The sequence below is a fragment of the Vibrio rubrogenes genome (assembly GCF_059641415.1).
The window spans coordinates 113,408-127,253 of record NZ_JCARSY010000008.1 but is presented as its reverse complement, the minus strand read 5'-3'; the positions used below and the strand labels follow the sequence as shown (position 1 = coordinate 127,253).

The window sequence follows — 13,846 nt, the reverse complement described above, 5'->3', positions numbered from 1 at the left end:
ATGATAATACAATATAAAAAATTATATCATAAAATTCAAAACAACATTTTTATTTGATTTAAAACTATTTTTCTCTTCAGTCACTCGCTAGAGCGCAAGTCTTGAAAGGATACAAGACTCTGCGCATTTTTTGAGAACGGGTTCAGGGAAAGAAAAAGAGAGCATTAATCCTGCCGGGAGTGCTCTCTTGGATGTTTTATCCTTTCCGGTTATTTACCGTTGATTGACCGGCAACAATGGTGGGATTTTTGGTAATTGCAGTGCGTTATCGATATCTGCCGGTGTCATTTTAAACGCATCCGGAAAATGTTCGCGGCTCGTTCGTCTAAGCGGCTCTGTAGAACGCCAGGTATAGAGGCATCGTTGGCATTGATATACCGTCCATACATCGGGGACCGGTGACTGGGCTAGTGACATTATCTCTTCATGGGCACAGCGTGGACAAATCATAGTTTACCTTCCTTTGCTTCATGGAGCATACGCGTTAATTTGGAGACCCACTCTTTCGTCTCAGGTAGATCTTTGACAGGCATACTGTAGTTGCCTCGATTATCCGGAGCGACTGGCGTTGTAGCATCGATAATCAACTTATCCGTGATGCCCGCCGGGGATGAACCGGGATCCAGTTCGAGTACCGACATATTGTTTAGTTGAACTAAGTCACCTGCCGGGTTGACTTTCGATGACATTGCCCACATCACTTGTTTTAAATCGAAAGGATCAACATCTTCATCGACCATAATGACCATTTTGACATAGCCAAGGCCATGCGGTGTGGTCATGGCACGCATCCCGACCGCTCTGGCAAACCCGCCGAAACGTTTCTTCGTCGAGATAATCACCAGTAAACCATGGGTGTACATGGCATTCACCGCCTGTACCTCAGGAAACTCGGCTTTGAGTTGTTGATACAAAGGAACACATGTTGCAGGCCCAATCAGATAGTCAACTTCGGTCCACGGCATACCAAGATATAAGGATTCGAAAATTGGATTGCTCCGGTAAGATACCTTATCAATTCTGACCACGGTCATTCTCCGGCCACCAGAGTAGTGCCCGGTAAACTCACCGAATGGCCCCTCGATCTCACGGACACCACACTCAATCACCCCTTCGAGCACGACTTCTGATCCCCAAGGCACATCAAATCCGGTCAACGGTGCTTTCACAATCGGATAAGGCGTTTCTCTGAGAGCCCCCGCCATATCGTATTCAGACTGGTCATATTTGAGTGGTGTTGCCCCCATCAGAGTGATAATCGGATCATTACCGAGTACGATCGCCACTGGCAGGTCCTCTCCCCTCTCCTCGGCTTTATGCAAATGAATCGCAATGTCATGCATCGGAATCGGCTGCAAACCTAACTTTCTTTTGCCTTTGACTTCCAGCCGATAAATCCCGACATTCTGCTTGTCGAAATTTTCCGGATCCGTCGGATCCCGGGAAACGGTACACGCCTTGTCGAGATAGAATCCACCATCCCCATCGTTGAGCCGGAAAAGAGGCAGAATATCAAACAAATTGATCGCTTCGCCTTCAACGGTATTTTCTGCCCAAGGTGGGTTGTCCCGATACACAGGTGCCACCGGGAAATTGTCCCAGCGACGAATAAATTCGTCGATCTGTTCTTTCACGGGCGTATTCGGTGGCAGCCCAATCGAGATCGCATGATTTGGCCACGATCCAACGGTATTCATCGCCACTCTGGCATTGGTAAATCCCTCGATATTATCGAACCAAAGCGCCGGAGCACCGTCACCGATTCTTCCGGCCGCATTGGCCGCAGCGGCAATATCTGGCTCCGCCTTGACCTGCTCGGTGATCCTCAGCAGTTGGCCTTGCGCTTCTAACGCATCTAAATAACTTCTTAAATCATCAAAAATCATCAACGATTTCCTCATCATGTCTATTGGTTCTTTGAGAAAGACCTTGCCAGCGTTTCGCAAACGGAGCATCCAGACCAAACTGGTCCAGCACTCTCGTCACAATATGCTGTTTAATATCCTCGACCGACTCAGGTCGGTTGTACCATGCAGGCATAGGGGGCACCATAGCGACACCTATTTTGGCAAGCGCCAGCATATTCTCTAAGTGAATAGGATTGAGCGGCATTTCCCGGGGAACAAGAACTAATCGACGTTGCTCTTTTAAGATCACATCAGCGGCCCGGCCAATTAAACCATCAGCGTATCCGGAGCGAATACCGGCTAAAGTCTTCATACTGCAAGGAATAATGATCATACCGTCTGTTCTGAATGAACCGGATGAAATCGCAGCCGCCTGATCCGCGGAATGATACGTGACATCAGCCAGAAGGCTTACTTCTCTGGCCGTCATCGAGGTTTCGAGTTCAATGGTCGTTTTTGCCCAACGCGACATCACAAAATGTGTTTCTACATCCGGGATTTGCTGTAAAGCCTGCAACAACGTGACAGCCAAAGGTGCCCCGGTAGCACCCGTCATTCCAACAATTAGCCTCATACACCCTCAAAATTGTGATTGAATATATTGTTCGTATACGAACAATTTGATTAAACTAAATCTTATATGTCCAAAAAGCAATCTTAAAATTTCAAATCAGCGATACCTAAGTTCCCTTGAGATAACTTGGGTATATAATTAACAACATACGTAATTAATGGATATTTTGAATGACACAGCGCACCCCTTTCTTTATCAAGATCAAGGATGATCTGAACAGATGACTGACACATTAGATTCGGTTGTATTTCACTTAATGCGGAAACTATTTCAAGAACATACGTCTTGTTGGCAAGAAGCATTACCACACGTGACGAAACCACAGTTTTCTGTGCTACATGCGATCGCCCAATCTCCGGGGATTGAACAAGTTGATCTGGTGGAAGCCGCCATTACCACTAAAGCAACATTGGCAGAATTACTGGGAAGAATGGAAAAACGGGGGTTGATTAACCGACAACATGGCACCCAAGACAAAAGACGCCGTTTTGTCTATTTAACCGCTGAAGGGGAAAAACTTTACTATGCTTCAATGGAAGTCGTTCAATCGCTCGATATGAAATTTCTCAGGCGCATCTCAGCTGCGGATCATCAACAATTGTTGCGAATTCTGAACACATTATCCGTCAGCAGTTAATCGCTCGCTCCCAAAATGTCAAAAGCACCGACAATGTGTCAGTGCTTTTGTATTCTCGCTTCTTACGAAGTATCAGCCCCCGGCAACCCACTGACGCTTGGTTTTGATACTGGAAATCAGCATATAGAAACAGGTACTGAGTGAAATCACAAACAGATAGCCCAGTAATCCCTGATTACCTTGCATAAACCAGTTCGCCATCATTGGCCCCAATACAGAACCGACACTGTAGCTAAACAACATCACCTGAGTTGCTGACACAATGTAGTTAGCGTCCAGCTTGTCACATCCCAGATTGATCGCAATCGGATAAAGTGCAAATGTCGCAACACCCAGCAGAAATAACCCGAACACCAACGTACTCATGCCAGTGTAAAGGACCGGCAAAACTGATGCGCCAGCGCCAATCAGACAAAACATTGCCATCAGGAGTTTACGCCCCAGAAATTTTGACAACCAAGGAATCATCGGCTGCACGGCCATTGCTCCAAGGATAACCAGTGCAAGTAGACTGCCAAGATGTGTGGTCGGAATACCACGATTGGCGAGCTCAACCGGCATCAAACCATAAATCGCGCCCAACAACAGCCCTGAAACCAAGCAGCCGATCAAGGCGGCATGACTAAGCTTCGTCATCTGCTTCCAAGACAAACTTGTTGCTTGCTGTGCCGGCGGTTGATCCGTTTTCCCATAAATCAGTACTACAGAAGCCAATACTAACAGCACAATAATGATCGTAAACGGTATTACATCAGAAACGCCGAAACCGATCCCAAGCTGACCAATCGCAGTCCCGCCGTATAAAGCCACCATATAAATACCTAAACGCTTCGCTCGCCGGGATGCATCACCATGTAGCAACCAAGATTCGACGACGACAAAGACACCGGCAACCGCAATACCAGCCACAAAGCGGGCGGCAAGCCAGACCGAGGCATAAGGCAGCAATGGTAACACTACAATCGAAAGGAGTAAGATAACCAGACACCAGATGAATGCCAACCGATGTCCGACACGGTTGACAAAAAGTTCCATCATAATCGCTCCCAGCAATAAACCTGCATAAAAAACACTGGCAAGCCAGCTCGCAAGCGATTCATCGAGCTCATAATGCGTCAGAGTGAGTGGGATCAGGCTCATAAGATAACCGGACGCAATAGCATACAATGCCAAAGCGATCACTGGCACCGCAATGCGCTGAGTAGCAACAGGGGAAGTATTCAACCGAATAGCCTCAAAATAGATAGAACGACAGAAATAGGAGATTTTTCGCGGCGAATATCGCGCTAACTCATGAAAAGATAAAATGAAAAATTGTAGTCTTAACGATTAATAATTTTTATCAAACAGATATACAGACATTTTTCATTAACAAAACGGAGGGAATTAGTTAAAAATACTAACTAAATGGTTTCGTTTGGTATTTACTAGCATAAAAACCATCACGGTAAAAATTATCTTTTATAAAAACCGACAGATCAATCGCCTTTCAATCCGGCTTGCAAACGATCAATCAGTTGCCGGACCAATATATTCACCATGTCAGAAATCTGGGTCAGATGCTCCGGCTTGGCCTGATCGATATGAATGCCACAACTGACCGAAACAACACAATTGAGTGCAGAAGCGATCACCTGAGCCATACGATGCGCAAGCAGATCTTCTTTGTGGCCTAAAACACACAGAACCGACGTTGATGCACTCACCTTCGAGGCATCTTGCAAGCTTGCCCGCGGTTGTGCCAAGGCGACAGCCCCGATATGCGCAGCATCACCGCCATGGATAGTCACGAGTAAATCCCGCCCCACAATAACCGCAACTAATTCAATCACAATACCGGCAGACTCCAGCTCTAACTGTACGATATGACCTGACGGATATGGCGTCATACATTTCTCCCTATTTTCAGTGATTGACTCTTGTTGCCAATGTATTTCTCTGTCACCGACCACTGTACTGACGAGCCTGATGATATCAATCAGACGCAAATTGTCAGTATTTTCGTGCGGTTTGCATCGTAGTGACAATTGTGCAACGTGTAAAGCCTTATCATTTGTATCGACGGACGTCATTATGGACTGATCGTTCTTATGAACTGATCGTTTTTATAGACACAGTTTTTTATAATCACTGGTTTTCTAAACACAGCTTTTCTAAACGCAGAAAGTGACGCCAGAGGTGATGAAAAATAAACCACGATTCGGGAGAGAGTATTTGTTTTGTTGTGAAGATGTTACTCTGACAATCAAGAGACACAACCTAAGCAACTCAGATTGATTCCGTCAGTTCAATCAATCCGTTCAATCAATACCCGATGGAGGCGTAGTGATTAATAGAACAAAGACAAAACTGGACATCAATATCGGTAGCGAACATCTGGTTATCCAGCAACGTTATGAAGCATTAAGTGCCTTCAATGATCTGCTCATTGCGATCTGGTTTCTGATCGGCAGCTTCTTTTTCTTAAGTAATTCGTTAGTTGAAAGCGGTACTTGGCTCTTTATTGTCGGCAGTGCTCAGCTCCTGATCAAACCATTTATCAAACTGACCAGTCTGGTTCATCTGTATCGTATTCAAAATCGCTGCAAGGATTAATCCACAACGGTAGAATGACATCGGCTCCCACGTATACACCTTATACACGTGAGAGCCGATGACTCAGGATGAACAATAAGCAAGTGACGAGCGTTATTTCTCTTGGTGCTTATCATTGCCAGTATCAGGGTTTTCTCCAACAACACCCTGACTCATTTCAGGCTCTTCTCCCATCATCTCTTGATCAGTCTTCGGTGCTTGACCATTATCCATTGTCTGAACACCGTCCATTGTTGCCGGATCGGCAGGCACTTGACCCGCATCCATTGTTGCAGAATCCGTTTGCTCACTGCTGGTCGTGGTTTTTTCAGTGGTTGCATTATTATCGTTACATGCCGTTAGGCCAAAAGCAATTGCGGTTGTCAGCAGCATCATGGCAATCGGGTTTGATAGTTTAGACATACTTCTCTCCTGTTTCTCGAACGGCAAATGCGTTCACACATTAAATCAACTGGGGCCAGTGTAATGAATTACGCAGAGAAGATTTCAAATTTCAGGTCAAGAGTTCGTGCTAATTGTGTAAGAAATCAAACCTTTCCCTGACTTGAAAAACAAACTGTGCAGCAAACAACAGATCAAGAGATCGAAAAGCAGCTATATTGATCATTCGTGAATCCCATCATAAAAAATCAAACAAATAGGTAAAATCATGCAATGTCAGCCCCCGGAAGTTTCCGCACCATACCAACAGCTCATCACTCGCTTATCCTCTCGGCTTGCTCCTCAATGTATTATCACTCAACCGGAACAACGGTTAGCTTACGGCACCGATGCCAGTTTTTACCGCCTGATTCCGCAAGTAGTTTTACGATTGAAAAATATCGATGAGGTGATTTTTACCCTCCACGTTTGCCATGAACTCGATATTCATCTGACATTCCGGGCAGCCGGTACCAGCCTGTCCGGTCAAGCCGTTTCAGACTCAGTGCTGGTTACCCTGAGCGACGACTGGCGTAACTATCAGATTTCAGATCAGGGTCATAAGATCAGCTTACAACCCGGCGTGATCGGTGCGGATGCCAATCGCTATCTGGCACCCTATCAACGCAAAATCGGACCGGATCCCGCCTCCATCAACGCATGTAAAATCGGGGGGATCGCTGCCAACAATTCCAGCGGGATGTGCTGTGGCACGGCACAGAACTCATATCAGACCGTCGCAGATATCCACATTATTTTTGCGAACGGGAGTGAACTCAATACCGCCGATCCCGAGAGCGTTCAGGCATTCAAACAACATAATTCAGCCCTGATCCGCGGGATTGAAACGCTCTGCGAGCAAACACGAGCAAACCAGCAACTGACTGATTTGATTCGGCATAAATACCGCCTGAAAAATACCACCGGCTATGCCCTCAATGCCCTGATTGACTATTCCGATCCGATTGAAGTGATCAAGCATTTGATGATCGGCTCCGAGGGAACGCTGGGATTTATTGCCGAGATCACCTACCACACTGTGGCGGAACATCCGTTTAAAGCTTCAGCGCTGCTGGTCTTTGCCGACATAGAGCAAGCCAGTCAGGCCGTCACGACACTCAAGGAAACCCCTGTTGCTGCCGTGGAAATGATGGATGGCCGTTCACTCCGGGCGATTGCCGATAAACCGGGAATGCCGGATTTCATCGCCACACTGGATCAACATGCGACCGCGTTACTGATTGAGTCTCATAGCCAAAGTGAACAGCAACTCACGATGCAATGTGATCAGATTATGCAGCAACTCGCGACTTATCCGATTCTGGAATCCGTCCCATTTACCTCAGATCAACAGACTGTGACAACGCTATGGGGAATTCGTAAAGGCCTTTTCCCGGCAGTTGGTGCGGTGCGTGAAACCGGAACAACGGTCATTATTGAAGATGTTGCCTTTCCGATTGAACATCTGGCCGGTGGTGTACGTGATTTGCAAACGCTATTTAACAAGCATCACTATGATGAGGCGATTATTTTCGGTCATGCACTGGAAGGTAATCTACATTTTGTCTTTACACAGGGGTTTGAAGAGCCGGAGGAAGTTGAACGTTATCGCGCGTTTATGGATGATGTCGCACAACTGGTCGCGGTGAAGTACGGCGGCTCACTGAAAGCAGAACATGGCACCGGGAGAAATATGGCTCCCTATGTTGAACTGGAGTGGGGAGCATCAGGTTATGCCCTGATGCAACAGATAAAGCAACTATTTGATCCCAATGGCAGGCTCAATCCCGGGGTGATTCTCAATCCGGATCCACAGGCGCATGTTCAACATCTCAAACCGATGCCACCAGCCGATCCATTAGTTGATCGCTGTATTGAATGTGGCTTTTGCGAGGCAGTCTGCCCGTCCCGCACACTAACACTTTCTCCGCGTCAACGGATTGTACTGTACCGGGAATTGCAACATCGTCGTACCCTTGAAGCCAGCGCAGACATTCAAGCATTAGAACAAGCATTTGAATATCAGGGAATCGATACTTGTGCCGCAACAGGCTTATGTGCGACACGTTGTCCGGTCGGCATTAATACCGGTGATTTAGTCAAACAGCTGAGAACCGAGAAATATCGACGCTATGATACAATTGCCCGCTGGACTGCGAACCATTTCGCCACTACAACGCAACTGGCCAGAACCGGTCTCAAACTCAATGCATCGGCAACACGTCTGCTCGGACCGGAGCGAATGCAGCACTGGAATCAGCGATTACGTCACCATGTAAAAATACCGAAGTGGTTACCGGAAATCCCGACGCCAAATCGTGATGCCATTGCCAAACACCGCGAGAGCCCAGCCAAGAATAAGGTCGTCTATTTTCCCTCCTGCGCAAGTCGGGCCATGGGAACCACCCCACAAGGCATGGATCAGCGCTCACTCACTGAAGTCACGCGCCGGTTACTGAATAAAGCAGGATTTGAAGTCATCATCCCTGACCATTTAAACGAACAGTGCTGCGGGATGCCTTATGACAGCAAAGGGATGACGTCACACGCACAATACAAAGCACAGCAGTTAGAACAGACTTTACTCGACGCCTCAGAACAGGGTCAATATCCGATTCTGATGGACACCAGCCCGTGTGTGCAGCGGCTGAAAACCGAGCTGAGTACGACGATGCAGCTCTACGAGCCGGCGGAATTTGTCAGTCGCTATCTGTTGGAATCACTGACAATTACCCCGACAGAAGAAACCATTATGCTCCACATTACCTGTAGTGCCCGAAAGATGGGATTGGAAGGCGTAATGCTAAAACTGGCTCAAGCCTGTGCCCGTAAGGTCATCGTCCCGGAACATATTCAGTGTTGTGGCTGGGCCGGAGATAAAGGCTTCACCACACCGGAGTTGAATCAGGCTGCATTACAACCGTTGAAAAATCAGATCCCGCCGGATTGTAAACGCGGTTTCAGTCATAGCCTGACCTGTGAGATTGGTCTTTCACACCACAGCGGTATTCCATATCAATCGATTCTGTATCTGGTAGATGAAGTGTCCGGTAAGTGCAGTGCTTGAAAAACAACAGCCCGATTTACAATGTAAATCAGGCTGTTTTGCATCAACACTCACAGACTACGATTCTAATTTATAATAAACCGTCGCCAATGGCGGTATCCGTAACAACAACGAATGCGCTAATCCCTGACTCTCCACCGGTTCAGTTGTCGCGGTACTGACCACCGTGTAACCACTGCCGTAATATTCATCATCATCCGAATTAAAAATCAGATGGTAATTACCCTGCACCGGCATGCCCAAACGGAATTCATCATGAGGCACCGGAGTAAAGTTACTGATGATGAGAATTCGCTCGCCGGATTCACAAATTCGCTCATGTGCCAGAATGCTGATATCGGCAGCATCAGCGAGACGCCATTCGAACCCTTCCGGCACCGAATCCCATTGATGTAATGCTTTTTCCTGTCGATACAGAGCATTCAAATCCTGTGTCAGCTTCAGCACGCCCTGATGACGTTCATATTCCAACAAAAACCATTGCAGCTGGCTTTCATGTTGCCACTCTCCGGTTTGGCCGAATTCTGCGCCCATAAAGTTGAGCTTCTTACCGGGCTGACCATACATATAACCAAGATAGGCTCTGAGATTGGCGGTCTGTTGCCACTCATCCCCCGGCATTTTGTTGTGTAGCGAGCGCTTGCCATAAACCACTTCATCGTGAGAAAGCGACAAAATATAGTTTTCGCTGAACGCATACAGCAGCGGGAATGTCACCACATTATGGTGGTATTTTCGGTGTACCGGGTCGTGCTGAATATACTCAAGACTGTCGTGCATCCAGCCCATATTCCATTTAAAACCGAATCCCAACCCACCGAGAAATGTCGGCATTGAAACTCCGGGAAACGCGGTCGACTCTTCAGCGATGGTCATGGCATTCGGGAAATGTTTATACACTTCCTCATTCATCCATTTTAATGTCGCGATGGCATCATAGTTCTCTCGTCCCCCGTCAACATTCGGGATCCATTGATCATGGCTGCGTGAATAATCGAGGTAGAGCATGGAAGCCACAGCATCAACCCGAATGCCGTCAATGTGGAATCGATCAAACCAGTACAACGCATTGGAGACCAGAAAGCGACGCACATGTTCACGTCCCATATCATAGATATAAGAGTTCCAATCCTGATGCCAGCCGCGACGCGGATCCGGATCGTGATAGAGCGGTGTACCGTCAAAATTATTCAGGCCATGTCCGTCGGCCGGGAAATGGGCCGGTACCCAATCCAAGACCACACCGATATTCGCCTGATGACACTGATCGACAAAATACTTGAAGTCATCCGGTGAACCATAACGGCTGGTAGGTGCAAATAGGCCAATCGGCTGATACCCCCACGACCCATAAAAAGGATGCTCGGCAACCGGCATCAGTTCAACATGGGTATACCCCATATCGATCAGATAAGGCACCAGCAGATCAGCCAACTCCCGATAATTGAGAAACTCCCCGTCGGGGCCAAGCTTCCATGAGCCGACGTGCAGCTCATAAAATGACAATGCTTCTTTGCGTTTTTCTGTGACTGGCCGGTTTTGCCAAGCCTCATCCTGCCAGACATAACGTGCATGATCATAAGTGACAGAAGACAATGATGGGAACTGTTCAGCGTAGAAGCCCCATGGATCGGCTTTATGGGGTAACCCTTCGCCATTCGGGCCTTTGATCTCAAATTTGTACTGCGTGCCTTCGGTCATTTCCGGGATAAAAATTCCCCAGATACCATAATCAAGCCGCTGCATCGGGTGACGACGTCCATCCCATTGATTAAAGTTACCAATGAGAGAGCATGATGAAGCGTGAGGCGCATAGACTAAAAAACGAATCCCCTCGATCTGCTTACCGCCCCGTTCCAGTGTGATGAACTGCGCGCCAAGATGACGATACATTTCGATCGGGGTGTGCAAATCATCATATTCAGCATAGATAGCATGATACTGATACGGATCATCGAGGATCTGCTCTCCGCCTTTCCAGCGCACTAACAAGCGGTAATGGGTCAGACGTAACCCCATGTCCGACTGCAAAATAAAACCACCCCCCTCTTCTGGCGACATTTCGATCGGGTCTTGTTCATCGAGCAACACGAAGACCTGAAGCGCTCCGGGCATCCATACCCTGAGAACACCTTGCTCGGGAGAGATAAATGGCCCTAAAAAGGCAAATGGATCAGCAAATGAAGCCTGTGCCAATTTCTGATAAGTCTGCTGCTTTTTTGTCAGCTTCTGCTTCTGAACGGTTTTCAATATCCTTACTCCTAACCTAACAAACATGTCTGTTTACCCGTAAGCAGACCTAACCCTATTTTGACACGGTCAAATCTCCGGATACCATCGAACTGTTGATAAAACAACCCAATCTGCAGTTTACAAAACAACCCGATGCGATTGAGTGACTGCAATTCAATTTATGGATGACACACCTACCGCAACCTAACGCTGATGTGTTCTCATCGCTGAAATTCGTGCTGCCAAATGTTGTATCGAGGGCCGTGAAAATAATGTTTCTAACGGTTCACTAAGCTTACGCCGCCAATTGGGATATTCCTCAACCGTTCCCGGAATATTGACAGGGTTATCCATTTGTAACCAGTCTTCCAGTTGAATACTCATCAATGCTGATGCACCGGCAGCCATATGTAAATGCATCGCCTCACACAGTTCTTCACTCATCGGGACGGTCATCGCATCCCGTCCGACACTTTCAGGCAACAAACCATGCCAAGCGATCGAATCCAAAATCGCCTGTTTCTGATGTAAGCGGACATCCATTCTGAATTTAAATTGTGCCTCATCCGGGTAAAGCCCGATGTTATGCCCCATTTGCAGATCGAGACAATGCCAAAACCCTCGTAGCGTGGGCATATCATGGGTACATAATGCGGACATCGACTGAGCGGTATAATGTGCCGGAGAAAAATATCCCCCGTCTTCAGCCGTTTGAAAAAAGAAAATCTTATAGGAATAAATGCCGGCATCCGCTAACAGAGCAACAATCTCTTTCGGGACGGTCCCTAAATCTTCGCCAATGATACTACATTGATGGCGATGAGATTCTAGCGCTAAAATGGCCAGCAATTCATGAACGCGATAATAAAGATAAGCCCCTTGAGTCGCGTTTTCTCCCCGGGGAATCCACCAGAGTCGCAACAGCCCGAGAATGTGGTCAATCCGCAAAGCACCACAATATTTCATATTGGCGCGCAGAAGCTGAATAAAGGGTTCATAGGCCTGATGTCTCAGCGTCAGTGGATTCAGAGGGGGCAATCCCCAGTTCTGCCCGAGTGGTCCCAGTTCATCAGGCGGAGCACCGATACTGACATCGAGTAATAAGTCTCCCTGATCCGCCCACACTTCAGCACCGGACTCAGCAACACCGACCGCGAGATCGCGATACAATCCGATCACCATTCCCTGTGCTTTGGCGACACGTTGGACTTCCTGAATTTGTTCATCGGCTATCCATTGCATGTAGAGATACAAGTTGATGCGATCCTGATTGTCACGCAGATAATCTTGCACCGCAGCGTTGTGAAAATTTTGATAGTGTTCGGGGAAAACCTGCCATCCCCAGATATTGGCATCTTGCTCACACAAGTCAGCATGAATGGCATCAAAGGCTGCTTGCGATAGTAAAGACTCACCGCCTTGCTTAACAAAAGCATGAAATGCCTGTCCGCGTTCCGTCAATGAGTCTAAATGCTGATGTTTGAATGTCTTATAGAGCAGCGCCAGAATTTCGATTTTCAGCGCAGCAACGTCGGTATACTGAACCCACTCACTAGCTCTTACCGCGCTCAGGCGCTGGTAAAAATCGGGGCTCGATATCTGTTGTTGCGCCGGCGAACAGTCGCTCAATTCAGGAATCACACTCACATCAATATATAAAATATTCATCCAACGGCGAGAAGAAGGGCTGTAAGGACTGGCACTTTCAGGATAGGCAGGGAACAAAGCATGAATGGGGTTCAAACCGACAAAATTTGCGCCCAGTTCAGCCATTTTGATAACCAGTTGTTTTAAGTCGCCAAAATCACCGATCCCCCAGTTTCGCTGTGAACGCAGGGTATATAATTGCACACTCGGGCCCCACAACTTCTCTCCTTGTTGGAGTGCCGGTTGCTTATAGCAGGCAGACGGCGCCACAATGAGTTTGGTCTGATAGGGGCTCTGACGCCCTTTGCGTAACACAGATAAGGTGTGGTAACCGATGGGAAGAACCGTCGATAAAGAAAACACCAACGGCCCGCCCTCATCACGCTCATCTCTGACAATCTGTGACTGGAGATAACCTTCGTAACACTCTCCTTGCTCGGTTTCCAGCATCCACTGAAACTCGCTTTCTCGCGCACTACTGCCCAAATGCAACGACACTTCGATCACCTGATCAGCCTGACCAAACAACACTGGTTCCAGAATCGGCTGTTTATGAATTCTTTCAGCTGAATGAAGTAATGCTTCCTGTGACTGAGTGTCGTAACCTAACGCATTGAGTAAATATTCAATCGTTTTACGACTCACAACCGCTTCTTTCCCTAAATTACTGGTATAACGATCAGCAATCCCCGCCTGACGGGCGACCGCAAATAAGCGGTCCTGTTCAATTTCCATGGCTGTTCTCCTGATATGGAAGTGATGACGTT

The 13,846-nt window shown here is 47.4% G+C and carries 11 protein-coding genes; 3 read left to right on the top strand and 8 right to left on the bottom strand.

Annotation, left to right across the window (positions count from 1 at the left end; all coding sequences use genetic code 11):
• Positions 1–213: 213 nt before the first annotated feature.
• From AC55NX_RS08290 to AC55NX_RS08280, 3 genes are read right to left on the bottom strand one after another with little or no spacing between them, the layout of a single operon-like run.
• Positions 214–450 (bottom strand): non-oxidative hydroxyarylic acid decarboxylases subunit D, encoded by a 237-nt coding sequence (locus AC55NX_RS08290; RefSeq protein ID WP_496995290.1) that lies wholly within the window; start codon positions 448–450, stop codon positions 214–216.
• Entirely contained in the window at positions 447–1,886 is a 1,440-nt protein-coding gene (locus AC55NX_RS08285) for a non-oxidative hydroxyarylic acid decarboxylases subunit C (RefSeq protein WP_496995289.1), read from the bottom strand. The genes AC55NX_RS08290 and AC55NX_RS08285 overlap by 4 nt, the downstream gene beginning before the upstream one ends.
• Positions 1,876–2,481, bottom strand: coding sequence for a non-oxidative hydroxyarylic acid decarboxylases subunit B (locus AC55NX_RS08280; RefSeq protein ID WP_059122088.1), 606 nt, complete (start codon positions 2,479–2,481; stop codon positions 1,876–1,878). The genes AC55NX_RS08285 and AC55NX_RS08280 overlap by 11 nt, the downstream gene beginning before the upstream one ends.
• 220 nt (positions 2,482–2,701) lie before the next feature.
• Between AC55NX_RS08280 and AC55NX_RS08275 the strand changes: the two genes are divergently transcribed.
• Complete coding sequence (locus AC55NX_RS08275; protein ID WP_496995288.1) at positions 2,702–3,118, top strand: MarR family winged helix-turn-helix transcriptional regulator; 417 nt, start codon at positions 2,702–2,704, stop codon at positions 3,116–3,118.
• 72 nt (positions 3,119–3,190) lie between these two features.
• On the opposite strand, the gene AC55NX_RS08270 is transcribed toward AC55NX_RS08275, so the two are convergent.
• Together AC55NX_RS08270 and lpdD are read right to left on the bottom strand one after the other, a co-directional pair.
• Positions 3,191–4,342 (bottom strand): MFS transporter, encoded by a 1,152-nt coding sequence (locus tag AC55NX_RS08270; protein WP_496995287.1) that lies wholly within the window; start codon positions 4,340–4,342, stop codon positions 3,191–3,193.
• A 254-nt stretch (positions 4,343–4,596) separates the two neighbouring features.
• Positions 4,597–5,007 carry a prenylated flavin chaperone LpdD gene (lpdD, locus tag AC55NX_RS08265; protein ID WP_496995286.1) on the bottom strand — a complete coding sequence of 137 codons (411 nt, stop codon included), beginning with the start codon at positions 5,005–5,007 and terminating at the stop codon, positions 4,597–4,599.
• A gap of 439 nt (positions 5,008–5,446) precedes the next feature.
• On the opposite strand from lpdD, the gene AC55NX_RS08260 reads away from it, so the two are divergent.
• A complete protein-coding gene (locus tag AC55NX_RS08260; protein WP_496995328.1) occupies positions 5,447–5,713 on the top strand; it encodes a YrhK family protein in 267 nt (88 codons plus the stop codon).
• Between the two features lie 93 nt (positions 5,714–5,806).
• Here AC55NX_RS08260 and AC55NX_RS08255 read toward each other — a convergent pair whose 3' ends face one another.
• Positions 5,807–6,115 (bottom strand): hypothetical protein, encoded by a 309-nt coding sequence (locus AC55NX_RS08255; RefSeq protein ID WP_496995285.1) that lies wholly within the window; start codon positions 6,113–6,115, stop codon positions 5,807–5,809.
• A 247-nt stretch (positions 6,116–6,362) separates the two neighbouring features.
• Here AC55NX_RS08255 and AC55NX_RS08250 point away from each other — a divergent pair, with 247 nt between their 5' ends.
• On the top strand, positions 6,363–9,200 hold the full coding sequence (locus AC55NX_RS08250; RefSeq protein WP_496995284.1) for an FAD-binding and (Fe-S)-binding domain-containing protein: 2,838 nt from the start codon (positions 6,363–6,365) through the stop codon (positions 9,198–9,200).
• 57 nt (positions 9,201–9,257) lie between these two features.
• On the opposite strand, the gene glgB is transcribed toward AC55NX_RS08250, so the two are convergent.
• Both glgB and malQ read right to left on the bottom strand, forming a co-directional pair.
• Positions 9,258–11,450, bottom strand: a complete 2,193-nt coding sequence (gene glgB / locus AC55NX_RS08245; protein WP_496995283.1) for a 1,4-alpha-glucan branching protein GlgB — start codon at positions 11,448–11,450, stop codon at positions 9,258–9,260.
• Between the two features lie 186 nt (positions 11,451–11,636).
• Positions 11,637–13,808 (bottom strand): 4-alpha-glucanotransferase, encoded by a 2,172-nt coding sequence (malQ, locus tag AC55NX_RS08240; protein ID WP_496995327.1) that lies wholly within the window; start codon positions 13,806–13,808, stop codon positions 11,637–11,639.
• Positions 13,809–13,846 lie beyond the last annotated feature (38 nt).

Coding starts and splice junctions, on each gene's coding strand:
- AC55NX_RS08250 (WP_496995284.1), top strand. CDS start 6,363: ATGCAATGTCAGCCCCCGGAAGTTTCCGCACCATACCAACAGCTCATC.
- AC55NX_RS08285 (WP_496995289.1), bottom strand. CDS start 1,886: ATGATTTTTGATGATTTAAGAAGTTATTTAGATGCGTTAGAAGCGCAA.
- AC55NX_RS08255 (WP_496995285.1), bottom strand. CDS start 6,115: ATGTCTAAACTATCAAACCCGATTGCCATGATGCTGCTGACAACCGCA.
- AC55NX_RS08275 (WP_496995288.1), top strand. CDS start 2,702: ATGACTGACACATTAGATTCGGTTGTATTTCACTTAATGCGGAAACTA.
- AC55NX_RS08280 (WP_059122088.1), bottom strand. CDS start 2,481: ATGAGGCTAATTGTTGGAATGACGGGTGCTACCGGGGCACCTTTGGCT.
- AC55NX_RS08290 (WP_496995290.1), bottom strand. CDS start 450: ATGATTTGTCCACGCTGTGCCCATGAAGAGATAATGTCACTAGCCCAG.
- lpdD (WP_496995286.1), bottom strand. CDS start 5,007: ATGACGCCATATCCGTCAGGTCATATCGTACAGTTAGAGCTGGAGTCT.